This window comes from Streptomyces araujoniae (genome assembly GCF_050871195.1).
Classification (GTDB): Bacteria; Actinomycetota; Actinomycetes; order Streptomycetales; family Streptomycetaceae; genus Streptomyces; species Streptomyces bacillaris.
Window position 1 is genome coordinate 3825877 of record NZ_CP194070.1, and the last position, 13744, is coordinate 3839620.

Sequence of the window (13744 nt, forward strand, 5' to 3'; positions counted from 1 at the left end):
TCCGCGGCCCGGCCCGGCCGCCGTACACGGGCCGGCCCCGGCGGTCACCGGAATCCGGAGCCGGGTCCCTCGATACAGTGAAGACCATGAGTTCTCGCCACCGGTTCGACCGTGCGCACACCGATGATCTGATGTCCTTCCTGGCGGCGAGCCCGTCCCCGTACCACGCCGTGGCCAACGCGGCCGCCCGGCTGGAGGTGGCCGGATTCCGTCAGGTCGAGGAGACCGCCGCCTGGGACGCGAGCCCCGGTGGCAAGTACGTGCTCCGCGGCGGGGCGATCATCGCCTGGTACGTACCGGAGGGCGCGGCGGCGCACACCCCGTTCCGGATCGTCGGCGCGCACACCGACTCCCCGAACCTGCGGGTGAAGCCGCTGCCCGACACCGGGTCGCACGGCTGGCGCCAGATCGCCGTCGAGATCTACGGCGGCACGCTGCTCAACACCTGGCTCGACCGGGACCTGGGCCTGGCCGGCCGGATCTCGCTCCGGGACGGCACCGACCGGCTGGTCAACATCGACCGGGCGCTGCTGCGGGTGCCGCAACTGGCCGTGCACCTGGACCGCTCGGCCAACACCGACGGCCTCAAGCTGGACCGGCAGCGCCACATGCAGCCGATCTGGGGGCTCGGGGAGGTGGCCGAGGGCGATCTGATCCGCTTCGTCGCCGAGGAGGCGGGCGTCGACCCGGAGGACGTCACCGGCTGGGACCTCATGCCGCACGCCATCGAGCCGCCGTCCTATCTGGGCCGGGACCGCGAGCTGGTCGCCGGGCCGCGGATGGACAACCTGCTCTCCGTGCACGCCGCGACCGCCGCCCTGGCCGCCGTCGCCGGCCGGCCGGACGACGAGCTTCCGTACATCCCCGTCCTGGCCGCCTTCGACCACGAGGAGAACGGCTCCCAGTCCGACACCGGCGCCGACGGCCCGCTGCTGGGCACGGTGCTGGAGCGCTCGGTCTTCGCCCGGGGCGGTGCGTACGAGGACCGCGCCCGCGCCTTCGCCGGAACGGTCTGCCTCTCCTCCGACACCGGCCACGCCGTGCACCCCAACTACGCCGAGCGGCACGACCCGACGCACCACCCGGTCGCCAACGGCGGGCCGATCCTCAAGGTCAACGTCAACATGCGGTACGCCACCGACGGCAGCGGCCGCGCGGTGTTCGCCGCCGCCTGCGAGAAGGCGGGGGTGCCGTGGCAGACGTTCGTGTCGAACAACTCGATGCCCTGCGGCACCACGATCGGCCCGATCACCGCCGCCCGGCACGGCATCAGGACCGTGGACATCGGCGTCGCGATCCTCTCCATGCACAGCGCCCGTGAGCTGTGCGGGGCGGACGACCCGTATCTGCTGGCCAACGCGCTGACGGCGTTCCTGACGGACTGACACCGGCCGGGACCCAGAACGGCACCGACGCCCAACGGCCGCCTCGGACATGGTTGTTGCCGGGCCGGGTACGCGACCCGTACACCGGTCCGGATACACCGGACCGTCGAGGAGGCGGGAATCATGGGACTCGGAGGATGCATTCTCCTGATCGGTGGCGGCGCGATCCTGGCGTTCGCGACCGACTGGAAGGCCGACGGCATCAACCTCGACCTGGTCGGCTGGATCATGATGCTCGTCGGCCTCATCGGGGTCTTCGTCTACATGAGCATCGCGCGCCGCCGCCGCATGGTCGTGCCGCCGACCACGACGGTCGTCCAGGACGACGAGCACCGCTACCACTGAGGCCGTCCCGCCGAGGCCCCAGGCCCCGGCGGGCGGTGTTCGCCTCAGCCCTGCTCGTCCATCCCCGCCAGCACCAGCGGCAGCCGGGCCGCGCCCTCGGGGGTCACCCGGACCGGCACGCCCCAGTCCTGCTGGTGGACATGGCAGGCCGGGTACTCGTTGGCCGGGTCGTCGTCGCAGGACGCGGCCATCGCGGAGACGTGCAGCACGCCCTCGGTGACCCCGTCCGCGAGGACCAGGTCCCGCCCGAGGTCGGTGCCCGCACCGGAGCCGTCCGCCAGCAGTTCGGGCGGGGTCGAGGAGACCAGCAGCCGGGTGGAGGGCCCGTAGCGGGTGTCCAGCTTCTGCCCGGCCGGCGCCTGGAAGACCACGTCCAGCCGGAGCGTGCCCGGGGCGATCCCGGTGGCCGCGCGCTGGGTGCGGTGCGCCTGGTCGGGGACGCGTACGGCCTCCTCGGGCAGCCGCAGGCGGGTGAGGCGGTGGCGGGCGGACTCGACGACCACCAGGTCCCCGTCGACCAGCACCGCGTCGCTGGGCTCGCGGATGTCGGTGGCGAGCGTGGTGACCTCGCCGGAGGCCGGGTCGTACCGGCGCAGGGCGTGGTTGTACGTGTCCGAGAGCGCCACGGACCCGTCGGGCAGCGCGGTCACGCCGAGCGGGTGCTGGAGGAGCGCCTGGGCGGCGGCCCCGTCACGGTGGCCGAAGTCGAAGAGGCCGGTGCCGACGGCGGTGTGCACCTGGCCGTCCCGGTCGACCCAGCGCAGGGCCGAGGTCTCGGAGTCCGCGACCCAGAGCCGCTCGCCGTCGGCGGAGACCGCGAGCCCGGACGGCTGGGCGAACCAGGCCTCGGCGACCGGTCCGTCGACCAGCCCCTCGTTGGTGGTCCCGGCCGCGACACCCACGCTCCCGGCCTCGGGGTCGTACGTCCACAGCTGGTGCACGCCCGCCATGGCGATCCACAGCCGGTCGCCGAACCAGGCCAGGTCCCACGGCGAGGAGAGGTCCACCTCGCGCGCCGGGCCGTCGGCCGGGCTCCCCTGCCACCACTGGCGGCCTGTCCCGGCGAGGGTGGTGACCGCCCCGGTCGTCAGGTCCAGGGCGCGGATCGCGTGGTTGACGGTGTCCGCCACGGCGATGCGGCCGTCGGGGAGGACCGCGAGCCCCTGCGGTTCGCTGAACCGGGCCTCGTCCGGGCCGCCGTCGCCCAGCCCGCGCTCGCCGGTGCCGAAGTGGCGCCGTACGGTCTCGCCGTCCGCGTCCAGCTCGACCAGGCGGTGGCGGGTGGTGTCGGAGACCAGGAAGCCGCCGTCGGGCAGCAGCAGCGCCTTGCCCGGGAAGCGGAGGTGCGTGGCGACGGGCTCGGGCGCCACGTACGGGCCGTCGCCCCGGCGGAGTGTGCCCTTGGCCGCGTGCTCGGCCTCCAGCTCCTCGACCAGCTTCTCGATGGCGTGGGCGTGCCCCTCGCCCGCGTGCTGGGCGACGACATAGCCCTCGGGGTCGATGACGACGAGCGTCGGCCAGGCCCGTACGGCGTACTGCTTCCAGGTGGCCAGCTCGGGGTCGTCGAGCACCGGGTGGTGGACCCCGTACCGCTCGACGGCGTCGACGACGGCCTGGTGGTCGGCCTCGTGGACGAACTTCGGGGAGTGGACGCCGATGATCACCACAGTGTCCCGGTGCTTCTCCTCCAGCTCCCGCAGCTCGTCGAGGACGTGGAGGCAGTTCACACAGCAGAAGGTCCAGAAATCGAGGATGACAATGCGTCCTCGCAGCTCGGAGAGGGTGTACTGCCGGTCGCCTGTGTTGAGCCAGCCGCCCTTGCCGATGAGTTCGGGGGCGCGGACGCGTGCACGTGTTGCCATGCCACCAGTCAACACCGCCACCGCCTGCACGCATTCCGCCGGGGGCCGGGGGAACCTGTCTCCCATGAGACTTCTCGTACGTGAGCGCCTGTTCTCCATCGGTGACGACTACTGGATCGAGGACGCCGAGGGCCGCAAGCTCTTCCTGGTCGACGGCAAGGCCATGCGGCTGCGCGACACCTTCGAGCTGAAGGACTCCGAGGGCAGGGTCCTGGTCGAGCTGCGCCAGAAGCTGGTCAGCCTGCGCGGCACCATGCTCATCGAGCGCGGCGGCGAGGAGCTGGCCCAGGTCAAGCGCAAGCGGCTCTCGCTGCTCCGCAACCACTACCGGGTGACCCTGGTGGACGGTACGGAGATGGACGTCAGCGGCAAGATCCTGGACCGCGAGTTCGCCATCGAGTACGACGGTGAGCTGCTGGCCCAGATCTCGCGCCGCTGGCTGACGATCCGGGACACGTACGGCATCGACGTGGTGCGGGAGGACGCGGACATCGCGCTGCTGATCGCCGTGTCGATCTGTGTGATCGTGCTGGCGGAGAAGGAGTAGACCGGCTCAAGCCCGGTGTCCCGTAAGGCGGTTCCTCGTTTCACGTGAAACACGGCGGTGTGCCGTGGTTGCCGGTTTCACGTGAAACACGGTGTCCGGGCGGCATGCTCAGCGCGGCGGCGGTGCGAGCCCCAGGCGGCGGTCCTTGAGCGCCGGGAACTCCTCCCGCGTCACGCCCGCCTTCGCCGGGTCGAACTCCACGGTGAGTACCTCCTCGTCCGCCCCCGCCCGGGCCAGCACCTCGCCCCACGGGTCGACGACGATGCTGTGCCCGGCCTGCGGGACGCCCGCGTGACTGCCCGCCGTGCTGAGGGCGAGGACGTACGCCTGGTTCTCGACGGCCCGGGCCTGGGCGAGGAGCGTCCAGTGGGCGCGGCGGCGCTCGGGCCATCCCGCCGCCACGACGAACGTCTCGGCCCCCGCGTCGACGAGGCCGCGGAACTGCTCCGGGAAGCGGAGGTCGTAGCAGGTGGCCAGGCCCAGGGTGGTCTGCGGCAGGGCGACGGTCACCAGCTCCTCGCCGGCGCCCATCATCACCGCCTCGCCCTTGTCGAAGCCGAAGCGATGGATCTTGCGGTAGACCGCCGAGCGCTCACCGTCCGGGGCGAAGACCAGCGTGGTGTTGTAGAGGGTGCCGTCCGGCGCGCGCTCGACGAACGAGCCCGCGTGCAGCCAGACCCCGGCCTCGGCCGCCGCCTTCGCCATCACCTCGTGGGTGGGGCCCTGGAGCGGCTCCGCCTCCTGCTCGAAGACGGTGTAGGCGAACGCCCCGACCGGCCACAGCTCGGGCAGGACCACCAGGTCGGCGCCGCGCTGCGCGAGGACCAGGGAGGCCGCTCGCTCCCGCCGGGCCTCGACGGATTCGTCCGGGTCTACTGCGATCTGGATGAGGGAGGCGCGCACACTACCACCGTCCTGGCATTCGAGCCGTCAACACGGGCCTACGATCGTCACACGAAAGCACTGCCGGGGTGCCTGCTCGCAGCGTAACTTAGCCACCGAACCTCCCACGCAGCTCGCCGACAGCGCCGTCAGTGCCCGCCCGCCCGTGACAGCACTCCCTGCTCGCCAGCCCATGCACCGAGAACCGCCGAGGGGTCCCGTGACGCTCCATCCCAGCCTCCAGAACTACACCGACGCCGCGACCCACTCCATCGAAGCGATATCCGACCTGGTCAAGCCGCTCGCGGAGGCGGAGTGGAACCGCCGTACGCCGTGCCCCTGGTGGTCGGTGCGGGACATCGTGTCGCACGTCATCGGCATGGAGTGCGAGATGCTCGGGGACCCCCGTCCCATCCACACGCTGCCGCGCGACCTCTACCACGTACAGAGCGACTTCGCGCGCTACATGGAGATGCAGGTGGACGTCCGGCGCCACCACACCGCCCCGGAGATGACGTCCGAGCTGGAGTACGTCCTCATCCGCCGTGCCCGGCACCTCCGCAACGAGTCGCGCGCCCCCGAGACGACGGTGCGCGCGCCGCTGGGTGCCGAGCAGACCCTCGAAGTGGCCTACCACATGCGGGCCTTCGACCTCTGGGTGCATGAGCAGGACCTGCGGGCGGCGCTCGGGCAGCCGGGCAACCTGGACTCCCCCGGTGCGCTCATCACCCGGGACGCGCTGCTCGCCGCGCTGCCGAAGGTGGTCGCCAAGGACGCGGGCGCCCCGGCCAACTCGGCGGTGGTGCTGGACGTGCACGGCCCGGTGGAGTTCCTGCGGACGGTCCGGGTCGACGCGGAGGGCCGCGGTTCGGTCGACGGCTCGCCCTCGCTGGGCCCGGCGGTGACGCTGTCCATGGACTGGGAGACGTACGTACGGCTCGCCTGCGGCCGGGTCCGTCACACGGCCGTGGCCGACCGGATCAAGGCCGAGGGCGACCAGGAGCTGGCCACGGCGATCCTGGACCACTTCGCCGTGACCCCGTAAGTCCGTAAGCCCCTCATCGGCGGCGCCCGCCCCGGAGTTCACGGGCGGGCGCGCCGCCGTACACGGACGGCGGCGGCACGCAGGACACGTACCGCGAGCGCCTACGCGGGTACGTGCACGGCCTCCACGCGGCTCACCACATGGTGGTCGCGCTCCCGGAGGGCCGCACGGCGGCGCAGCCGCAGGATCTGGGCGACGCCGAGCGCCTGGAGGACGAAGACCGAGGCGAAGGCGGCCCGGTAGTTGCCGCCCGTGGTGTCCAGCAGCACCCCCACGGCGAACAGCGTTGTCATGGAGGCGGTGAACCCGCCCATGTTGACGATCCCCGACGCGGTGCCCTGACGCTCCGGCGGGTTGGCCGGCCGGGCGAAGTCGAAGCCGACCATCGAGGCGGGGCCGCAGGCGCCCAGCACCAGGCAGAGGACCGTCAGCAGCCACACGGGGGTGTGGGCGGCCGGGTAGAAGATCGCGCAGCCCCAGAGGAGGGCGGTCGTCCCGATCGTGCCCAGGGCGATGGGGGCCCGTGCCTCGTGGTGGCGGGCGATGACCTGCCCGTAGACGAGCCCCACCACCATGTTGGAGAGCACCACCAGGGTGAGCAGCGTGCCCGCCGTCCCCCGGCTCAGCCCCTGCGCCTCGACCAGGAACGGCATCCCCCAGAGCAGCAGGAACAGCATCGCCGGGAACTGGGTGGTGAAGTGCACCCACATCCCGAGCCGCGTCCCCGGCTCCCGCCAGGCGGCGGCGATCTGCTTGCGCACGTACGTGGCTCCGGCGTGCTCGGCCGGTGGCGGCTCGTGGCCCTCGGGGTGGTCCTTCAGGAAGAGCAGGAGCAGCACCAGCACGACCACACCGGCCAGCGAGCTCCCGACGAAGGTGGTGGTCCAGCCGAAGCTGTGCAGGGCCCGGGCGATGAAGAGGGTCGAGACGAGGTTGCCCGCCATCCCGAAGAGGGCGGCGACCTGGCCGATCAGCGGCCCGCGCCGGGCGGGGAACCAGCGGCTGCCGAGCCGCAGCACGCTGATGAACGTCATCGCGTCGCCGCAGCCGAGCAGGGCACGAGCGGCGAGCGCCATCCCGTACGACGGTGAGAGCGCGAAGCCGAGCTGGCCGACCGTGAACAGGACGACCCCGATGGTGAGGACCCGCTTGGTGCCGAGCCGGTCGACCATCAGCCCCACGGGTATCTGCATCCCCGCGTAGACGAGGAGCTGGAGGATGGAGAAGGTGGAGAGGGCGGAGGCGTTGACGTCGAACCGGTCGGCGGCGTCGAGTCCGGCGACCCCCAGGCTCGTACGGAAGATGATGGCGACGAAGTAGACGGCGACGCCGATGCCCCAGACCCAGGCGGCACGCCGGCCCCCGGGCGGGTCACCGGGCAGCGGGAGGGTGGGCGCGGCCCCTGAACTCACCGGTCCTCACCCCTGACCAGCTCCCGCACGCGCCCGACATGGCGCCGCACGACCTGCGCGGCCTCCTCGGGGTTCCCGCCCCGGATCGCCTCCAGCAGCTCGGCGTGCTCGGTGATGTTGGCCTCGATCCGCCCGGGATGGGCCTCCATCACCGCGACCCCCATCCGCAGCTGACGGTCGCGCAGCTGGTCGTAGAGGCGCGAGAGGATCTCGTTCCCCGCGTACTTGACGATCTCCGCGTGGAAACACCGGTCTTTGACGGCCACCGCCGCCAGGTCCCCGGCCTCCGCCAGCTCCCGCTGCTCCTCCAGGAGCTGTTCCAGCCGCGCGATCAGCCGGGGCGAGGCGGGCACGGCCTTGCGCGCCGCGAACTCCTCCACCAGCAGCCGGGTCTCCACCACGTCCTTGATCTCCTGCGCGGAGACGGCGAGGACGAGGGCGCCCTTCTTCGGGTAGAGCTTGATCAGCCCCTCGACCTCCAGCCGCAGCAGCGCCTCTCTCACCGGCGTACGCGACACCCCCACCGCGTCCGCGAGCCCGCCTTCGGTGAGCAGCGTCCCGCCCTCGTAACGACGGTCCAGGACGGCGTCCTTGACATGCGTGTAGACCCGCTCGGCGGCGGGCGGCTGCTTGAGGGAGGAGGTGGTGGTCGGCGGCTGTGCGGGGGCGGCGGAGGGTGCGGCAGGCATGCGCACAGCATAGATACAACATGCACGCATGAGGAGCGGCGTCCGGATCCTGGACCACGGGCCGGCTCCCGGACGAGCCGACGCCCGACGAGCCGGAGAGTGGACAGTTCACACTTCCCTGAATTCAGGATCAGCTGTACTGTCAAGCGCATGCTGACCGTCGCTCCCGACATCGACGTGCTCGCGCGGTTCGGCCGTGCGCTCGCCGACCCGATCCGCTGCCGCCTGCTGCTCGCACTCCGCGCGGCCCCCGCGTACCCCTCCGACCTCGCCGACGCCCTGGGCATCTCGCGCTCCCGGCTCTCCAACCACCTGGCCTGCCTGCGCGACTGCGGCCTGGTCGTGACCGTGCCGGACGGCCGCCGGACCCGCTACGAACTGGCCGACGAACGGCTCGGTGCGGCCCTGGACCACCTGCGCGCCGCCGTGGTGGCCGTCGAGACCGACCGGACCTGCCCGGATGCCGGGACGGACGGGTGCTGCTGAGCCATGACCTCACTCTCCCTCGGCCCCTCCCCGGCCCGCCGTGAAGCGCTCGCCCGCCGGATACGGCTGCTGGTCGCGGCGACGATCGCGTACAACGTCATCGAGGCGGTCATCGCCCTCACCGCCGGAACGATCGCCTCCTCCAGCGCGCTGGTCGGGTTCGGCCTGGACTCCGTCATCGAGGTCTCCTCCGCCACCGCCGTCGCCTGGCAGTTCTCCGCCCGCGACCACGCGGTGCGCGAGGCCCGGGAGAGGGCCGCCCTGCGGATCATCGCCTTCTCGTTCTTCGCGCTCGCCCTGTACGTCTCCGTCGACGCGGTACGGGCCCTGACGGGCGACGGAGAGGCCGAACGGTCCGTCACCGGCATCGTGATCGCGGCCCTTTCGCTCGCGATCATGCCCTTTCTGTCGGCCGCTCAGCGCCGGGCCGGCCGCGAACTCGGCTCCGCCTCGGCCGTCGCGGACTCCCGGCAGACCCTGCTGTGCACGTACCTCTCCGCCGTCCTCCTCGGCGGCCTCCTCCTCAACGCCACGCTCGGCTGGTCCTGGGCCGACCCCGTCGCCGCCCTCGTCATCGCCGTGATCGCCACCAAGGAGGGCCGTGACGCCTGGCGGGGCAAGGGCTGCTGCGCGCCTTCACCCCCGATCGCGGCCGACGCCGCGCCCCTCGCGGAGCCCTCCGGCCCCGCCCCGGACGCGTGCGGCTGCCGACCCGGCTGCGCCTGTTGCGCCCCTGCGGATGCGGGTAGGCGCTGACCGGGGCCCGGGGCCGAGGTCAAGTCCGCGCAAATTCACCCGTCAGGAACCGCATCCTTTCCCCCGTCCCAGAAGTCTCATCATCGAGCGGCACCCTTATGTGGCCGCATATCAGGGGCATTTGGAGCGTTCAGTTGAAAATCGGGATCAAGCGCATCAATCGCGTGACCATCACGAGCACCGTGGTCCTCACCGCGGGCGCGGTGCTGGCGAGCGGTGCCTTCGCCTCGGCGGCCCAGGCAGCCACGGCGCCGCCGGCTCCGTCGATCGTCGCCAAGGGCGGCTTCGTGATGAACAGCGGCACCGGAAAGGCGCTCTACAGCAAGACCGCGGACACCCGCCGCTCCACCGGCTCCACCACGAAGATCATGACCGCCCTCGTGGTGCTCAAGCAGAAGAACGTGAACCTGAAGTCCCAGGTCACGATCCAGAAGGCGTACAGCGACTACATCGTCTCGAAGAACGCCTCCTCCGCCCGGCTCATCGTCGGCGACAAGGTCACCGTCGGCCAGCTCCTCTACGGCCTGATGCTCCCCTCCGGCTGCGACGCGGCGTACGCCCTGGCCGACAAGTTCGGCACCGGCAAGACCCGTGACGCCCGCGTGAAGTCGTTCATCGGCCAGATGAACTCCACGGCGAAGAGCCTCAAGCTGAAGAACACCAACTTCGACTCGTTCGACGGCATAGGGGGTGGGAAGAACTACTCGACCCCCCGCGACCTGACGATCATCGCCCGCGAGGCGATGAAGAACTCCACGTTCCGCACGGTCGTCAAGACCAAGTCCACGAAGCAGACGGTCACCATGAAGAACGGTGGCAAGCGCGTCATGTCGTGGGCCAACACCAACAAGATGCTCAGCAGCTACAGCGGCGCCATCGGCGTGAAGACGGGCTCCGGCCCGACCGCCAAGTACTGCCTGGTCTTCGCCGCCACGCGCAACGGCAAGACGGTCATCGGCACCGTGCTCACGTCGACCAACGAGTCGACCCGCACCGCCGACGCGAAGAAGCTGATGGACTACGGCTTCAAGCGGTAGCCGGTCCGCCCGCAACGAGCAAGGGGCCCGGCCCGCACGGTGTGTGCGGGCCGGGCCCCTTCGCCGTTTACGTGACGGCGTACGTACGGGCCTACGGCTGCCGCCGACGCAGGTCGGCCGTGAAGGCGCCCCAGGCGGCGGGCGCGAGGGTGACGACGGGGCCGCCTGGGCGCGTTGAGTCGCGGACGGCGACGGTACGGGGGATGTTGCGGGCGACTTCCACGCACTCACCGTTCGGCTCGCTGTAGCTGGACTTCTTGAAGCGGAACTCGCTCACTTTTCCATCCCCTTGGCGACGCTTTCCATGAACCGCAATGAGGCGTACGGCGACAGGCTCGTGCCGCAGATTTGCGCGAACAGATCATTGTAGGCCGCGCTCTCTTCAGCGCCCTCAACCCAGTTGGTGGAGCGCAGGCCATCCATGTGCACCACGTCGAGCGCGCCCGAGTCGGCGAACGAGAGGATATTGAACGGCCCGCCGCCGCACGAGTGCACTCCCGCCTCAAACGGCAGGACCTGCACGTCGATGTTGGGCTGCTCCGCCAGCTCCCGCAGATGCTGAAGCTGCTGCCGCATGACCTGCGGGCCGCCGATCATCTGACGCAACGCCGCTTCCCAGATCACGGCATGGATCCGCAGAGGCTCGTCTCCGTACAAGCGCTGTTGGCGCTGCAGCCGCACGCCCACGATCCTCTCGATCTCGGAGATCCGGTCGGGTGACACCGCGGCAACCGACAGGGCCCGCATGTAGTCGGGCGTCTGGAACAGGCCTGGAATCAGGGCCAGCTGCCAGATCCGCACCCGCAGGGCTACATCCTCCATGGCGATGTACTCGCGCAGGCTCCCCTGCGTGAGCGAGGAGACCCACCAGCCCTTCGCCTTGCGGCGCTCCCGGTCCACCCGGGCCACTTCCAGCAGGTGGCCAACCCGATCCGGGTCGTCCTGACCGTAGAAATCGCAGAGGGTTCGAATGTCCGGGTCCCTCATAGGAACCCATCCCCGCTCCATCTTCACGATCTTCGAGTTGGTCGCGCTGATGGCCTGGGCAGCCTGTTGCTGCGTCTTTCCAGCCGCGTCCCGCAGACGCAGCAGCTCACTACCAAGCCTGCGGCCCAGGACAGTTGAAGTCCTGTTGCCTTGCGGAGTTGCTCGATTCACGGGCCCAGTGTCCCGCTTTCAAGGGCGAAGCGTCGACCACCGTCACCCGATGGGGACAAGTGTCCCCGTTTCACTTGCACCGCATCCTGTGCGGTCGCTACGTTCAGCGCACCGCCGCTCGCACAGCGGAGCCGTCACGGCGGAAGCGCACCGCCCTGCCCAGGCGCAGGCGCGGCAGAGCCACCGCCCACCCCACCCGGAGGCACGCGACCATGACCGCAGCCAAGGAGATCCCCACCCCCGCCCCCGAACCCGTCCTCCGTGAGGACCAGGTCGACTACACGCCCACCGCCCGCAGCGTCTCGCTCAGTCGGCATCGGGCGGCCCGGCTCGTGCTGCAGTGGGGGCATCCGCTGATGGCCGGGGACGTGGCGCTCGTCGTCAGCGAGTTGGCCACCAACTCCGTGATGCACGGGGCGGTCCGGGGGCGGCTCTTCCGGGTGCATCTGACGCTCACCGAGTTCGTGCTGCGGGTGGCCGTCAGTGATCCGCGGGGGGAGCGGTTGCCCCAGCTCGGCCGGCCCGGGGACGACGAGTGCTTCGGGCGCGGGCTCCTGATCGTGGCTCAGCTCGCGGACCGGTGGGGCGTCGAGCAGCGTGACGTCGGGAAGACCGTGTTCGCCGAGCTGTCCGTACGGTGACCGGGGCCGGACATGGCGGTGGGCCCGTACGTCAGGACAACGTACGGGCCCACCACACGTACTGCTACGCCCAGGTGATCAGGCGCTTCGGCTGTTCCAGGATGGCCGCCACATCGGCCAGCACCTTGGAGCCCAGCTCGCCGTCGACCAGGCGGTGGTCGAAGGAGAGGGCCAGCGTGGTGACCTGACGCGGCTTCACCTTGCCCTTGTGGACCCACGGCTGGAGCTTGATCGCGCCGACCGCCAGGATCGCGGACTCGCCCGGGTTCAGGATCGGGGTGCCGGTGTCGACGCCGAAGACGCCGACGTTGGTGATGGTCACCGTGCCGCCCGCCATCGCCGCCGGGGAGGTCTTGCCGTCCCGGGCCGTGGCGACCAGCTCGCCCAGCGCCTCGGCGAGCTGCGGCAGCGTCTTGTCGTGCGCGTCCTTGATGTTCGGCACGATCAGACCGCGCGGGGTGGCGGCCGCGATGCCCAGGTTGACGTAGTGCTTCTGCACGATCTCCTGGTTGGCCTCGTCCCAGGCCGCGTTGACCCCGGGGTTCCGCTTGATGGCGACCAGGAGGGCCTTGGCGATGACCAGGAGCGGGTTGACCCGCACCCCCGCCATGTCCTTGTCCTCCTTCAGCTCCGCCACGAGCTTCATCGTGCGCGTCACGTCGACCGTCACGAACTCCGTGACGTGCGGCGCGGTGAACGCGCTGCCCACCATCGCCTGCGCGATCGCCTTGCGGACCCCCTTGATGGGGATGCGGGTCTCGCGGGCGGAGACCGTGGCCTCCGCCTTGTCCACAGCAACCGTCACCGGCTCGGCGGCGGGAACCGGAGCCGGAGCGGCCGCCTGGGCCGGGGCCGCCGCCGCGTGCACGTCCTCGCGGGTGATGATGCCGTCCTTGCCGGTCGGCACCACGCTCGCCAGGTCCACGCCCAGGTCCTTCGCCAGCTTCCGTACCGGCGGCTTGGCCAGCGGGCGGGTCACCGGTACCTCGGGCTCGGGAGCGGCGGGCGCCCCGTGGCCGTTCAGCTCCGCCTGGACCGCCGCCGCCACGGCAGCCGCCTCGGGGGCGGCCCCCTTGCGCGGGCGGCGCTTGGTGGAGGACTCCGCCACCCCGTAACCGACCAGGACCGGCGTACGGCCCTTCGGTTCGTCGGAGGCAGGAGCGGCGGGAGCGGGTGCCTCCACCGGCTCCTGTACGGCAGGGGCCGGAGGGGCCTCCTCCGCGCTCCCCGGCGCCACGTCCACCGTGATGATCACCTGGCCGACGTCGACCGTCGTACCCTCACCGAACCGCAGCTCGTGCACCACGCCGTCGAACGGGATCGGCAGCTCCACCGCCGCCTTCGCCGTCTCGACCTCGCACACGACCTGGCCGTCGGTGACCGTGTCACCGGGCTGGACGAACCACTTGAGGATCTCGGCCTCGGTGAGGCCCTCGCCCACGTCGGGCATCTTGAACTCGCGGAAGCGAGCGGACGTCTGGGTCATCGTCGTCACGTCC

Annotated in this window: 15 protein-coding genes; 8 read left to right on the forward strand and 7 right to left on the reverse strand. The window is 71.1% G+C overall.

Annotation, left to right across the window (positions count from 1 at the left end):
* Positions 1–86: 86 nt before the first annotated feature.
* Both ACQ9ZG_RS16180 and ACQ9ZG_RS16185 read left to right on the forward strand, forming a co-directional pair.
* Positions 87–1385, forward strand: a complete 1299-nt coding sequence (locus ACQ9ZG_RS16180) for a M18 family aminopeptidase (RefSeq protein ID WP_028415866.1) — start codon at positions 87–89, stop codon at positions 1383–1385.
* A 123-nt stretch (positions 1386–1508) separates the two neighbouring features.
* Positions 1509–1730 carry a DUF6458 family protein gene (locus ACQ9ZG_RS16185; RefSeq protein WP_018489753.1) on the forward strand — a complete coding sequence of 74 codons (222 nt, stop codon included), beginning with the start codon at positions 1509–1511 and terminating at the stop codon, positions 1728–1730.
* 44 nt (positions 1731–1774) lie between these two features.
* On the opposite strand, the gene ACQ9ZG_RS16190 is transcribed toward ACQ9ZG_RS16185, so the two are convergent.
* Positions 1775–3592: an NHL domain-containing thioredoxin family protein gene (locus ACQ9ZG_RS16190; RefSeq protein WP_109916470.1), complete on the reverse strand. Its 1818-nt coding sequence runs from the start codon at positions 3590–3592 to the stop codon at positions 1775–1777.
* 64 nt (positions 3593–3656) lie between these two features.
* Here ACQ9ZG_RS16190 and ACQ9ZG_RS16195 point away from each other — a divergent pair, with 64 nt between their 5' ends.
* Positions 3657–4139: an LURP-one-related/scramblase family protein gene (locus ACQ9ZG_RS16195; RefSeq protein ID WP_018489755.1), complete on the forward strand. Its 483-nt coding sequence runs from the start codon at positions 3657–3659 to the stop codon at positions 4137–4139.
* Between the two features lie 108 nt (positions 4140–4247).
* Here ACQ9ZG_RS16195 and ACQ9ZG_RS16200 read toward each other — a convergent pair whose 3' ends face one another.
* Positions 4248–5042 carry a carbon-nitrogen family hydrolase gene (locus tag ACQ9ZG_RS16200; protein ID WP_028415864.1) on the reverse strand — a complete coding sequence of 265 codons (795 nt, stop codon included), beginning with the start codon at positions 5040–5042 and terminating at the stop codon, positions 4248–4250.
* Between the two features lie 199 nt (positions 5043–5241).
* On the opposite strand from ACQ9ZG_RS16200, the gene ACQ9ZG_RS16205 reads away from it, so the two are divergent.
* Positions 5242–6066, forward strand: a complete 825-nt coding sequence (locus tag ACQ9ZG_RS16205; RefSeq protein WP_018489757.1) for a maleylpyruvate isomerase family mycothiol-dependent enzyme — start codon at positions 5242–5244, stop codon at positions 6064–6066.
* A 101-nt stretch (positions 6067–6167) separates the two neighbouring features.
* Here the strand turns inward: ACQ9ZG_RS16205 and ACQ9ZG_RS16210 are convergent, their stop codons facing one another.
* Complete coding sequence (locus ACQ9ZG_RS16210) at positions 6168–7478, reverse strand: MFS transporter (protein WP_109916471.1); 1311 nt, start codon at positions 7476–7478, stop codon at positions 6168–6170.
* Positions 7475–8167, reverse strand: coding sequence for a GntR family transcriptional regulator (locus ACQ9ZG_RS16215; RefSeq protein WP_109916473.1), 693 nt, complete (start codon positions 8165–8167; stop codon positions 7475–7477). Before ACQ9ZG_RS16215 ends, ACQ9ZG_RS16210 begins: the two co-directional genes overlap by 4 nt.
* 150 nt (positions 8168–8317) lie before the next feature.
* Between ACQ9ZG_RS16215 and ACQ9ZG_RS16220 the strand changes: the two genes are divergently transcribed.
* From ACQ9ZG_RS16220 to ACQ9ZG_RS16230, 3 genes are all read left to right on the forward strand, one after another.
* Positions 8318–8653 carry an ArsR/SmtB family transcription factor gene (locus tag ACQ9ZG_RS16220; RefSeq protein ID WP_109916472.1) on the forward strand — a complete coding sequence of 112 codons (336 nt, stop codon included), beginning with the start codon at positions 8318–8320 and terminating at the stop codon, positions 8651–8653.
* 3 nt (positions 8654–8656) lie between these two features.
* A complete protein-coding gene (locus tag ACQ9ZG_RS16225) occupies positions 8657–9409 on the forward strand; it encodes a cation efflux transmembrane domain-containing protein (protein WP_499280730.1) in 753 nt (250 codons plus the stop codon).
* Between the two features lie 134 nt (positions 9410–9543).
* Complete coding sequence (locus ACQ9ZG_RS16230) at positions 9544–10446, forward strand: D-alanyl-D-alanine carboxypeptidase family protein (RefSeq protein WP_109914832.1); 903 nt, start codon at positions 9544–9546, stop codon at positions 10444–10446.
* 91 nt (positions 10447–10537) lie between these two features.
* Here the strand turns inward: ACQ9ZG_RS16230 and ACQ9ZG_RS16235 are convergent, their stop codons facing one another.
* Together ACQ9ZG_RS16235 and ACQ9ZG_RS16240 are read right to left on the reverse strand one after the other, a co-directional pair.
* Positions 10538–10723 (reverse strand): DUF397 domain-containing protein, encoded by a 186-nt coding sequence (locus ACQ9ZG_RS16235; RefSeq protein ID WP_109914831.1) that lies wholly within the window; start codon positions 10721–10723, stop codon positions 10538–10540.
* Positions 10720–11604 (reverse strand): DUF5753 domain-containing protein, encoded by an 885-nt coding sequence (locus tag ACQ9ZG_RS16240; RefSeq protein ID WP_109914830.1) that lies wholly within the window; start codon positions 11602–11604, stop codon positions 10720–10722. The genes ACQ9ZG_RS16235 and ACQ9ZG_RS16240 overlap by 4 nt, the downstream gene beginning before the upstream one ends.
* A 212-nt stretch (positions 11605–11816) precedes the next feature.
* Between ACQ9ZG_RS16240 and ACQ9ZG_RS16245 the strand changes: the two genes are divergently transcribed.
* Positions 11817–12245, forward strand: coding sequence for an ATP-binding protein (locus ACQ9ZG_RS16245; protein WP_109914829.1), 429 nt, complete (start codon positions 11817–11819; stop codon positions 12243–12245).
* Positions 12246–12309: 64 nt separating this feature from the next.
* Here the strand turns inward: ACQ9ZG_RS16245 and ACQ9ZG_RS16250 are convergent, their stop codons facing one another.
* Positions 12310–13740: a dihydrolipoamide acetyltransferase family protein gene (locus tag ACQ9ZG_RS16250; protein WP_109914828.1), complete on the reverse strand. Its 1431-nt coding sequence runs from the start codon at positions 13738–13740 to the stop codon at positions 12310–12312.
* Between the last annotated feature and the right edge of the window lie 4 nt (positions 13741–13744).

Excerpts from the sequence above, each read along its gene's own strand:
- ACQ9ZG_RS16220 (WP_109916472.1), top strand. The coding sequence starts at position 8,318 with ATGCTGACCGTCGCTCCCGACATCGACGTGCTCGCGCGGTTCGGCCGT.
- ACQ9ZG_RS16225 (WP_499280730.1), top strand. The coding sequence starts at position 8,657 with ATGACCTCACTCTCCCTCGGCCCCTCCCCGGCCCGCCGTGAAGCGCTC.
- ACQ9ZG_RS16180 (WP_028415866.1), top strand. The coding sequence starts at position 87 with ATGAGTTCTCGCCACCGGTTCGACCGTGCGCACACCGATGATCTGATG.
- ACQ9ZG_RS16185 (WP_018489753.1), top strand. The coding sequence starts at position 1,509 with ATGGGACTCGGAGGATGCATTCTCCTGATCGGTGGCGGCGCGATCCTG.
- ACQ9ZG_RS16190 (WP_109916470.1), bottom strand. The coding sequence starts at position 3,592 with ATGGCAACACGTGCACGCGTCCGCGCCCCCGAACTCATCGGCAAGGGC.
- ACQ9ZG_RS16215 (WP_109916473.1), bottom strand. The coding sequence starts at position 8,167 with ATGCCTGCCGCACCCTCCGCCGCCCCCGCACAGCCGCCGACCACCACC.
- ACQ9ZG_RS16195 (WP_018489755.1), top strand. The coding sequence starts at position 3,657 with ATGAGACTTCTCGTACGTGAGCGCCTGTTCTCCATCGGTGACGACTAC.
- ACQ9ZG_RS16245 (WP_109914829.1), top strand. The coding sequence starts at position 11,817 with ATGACCGCAGCCAAGGAGATCCCCACCCCCGCCCCCGAACCCGTCCTC.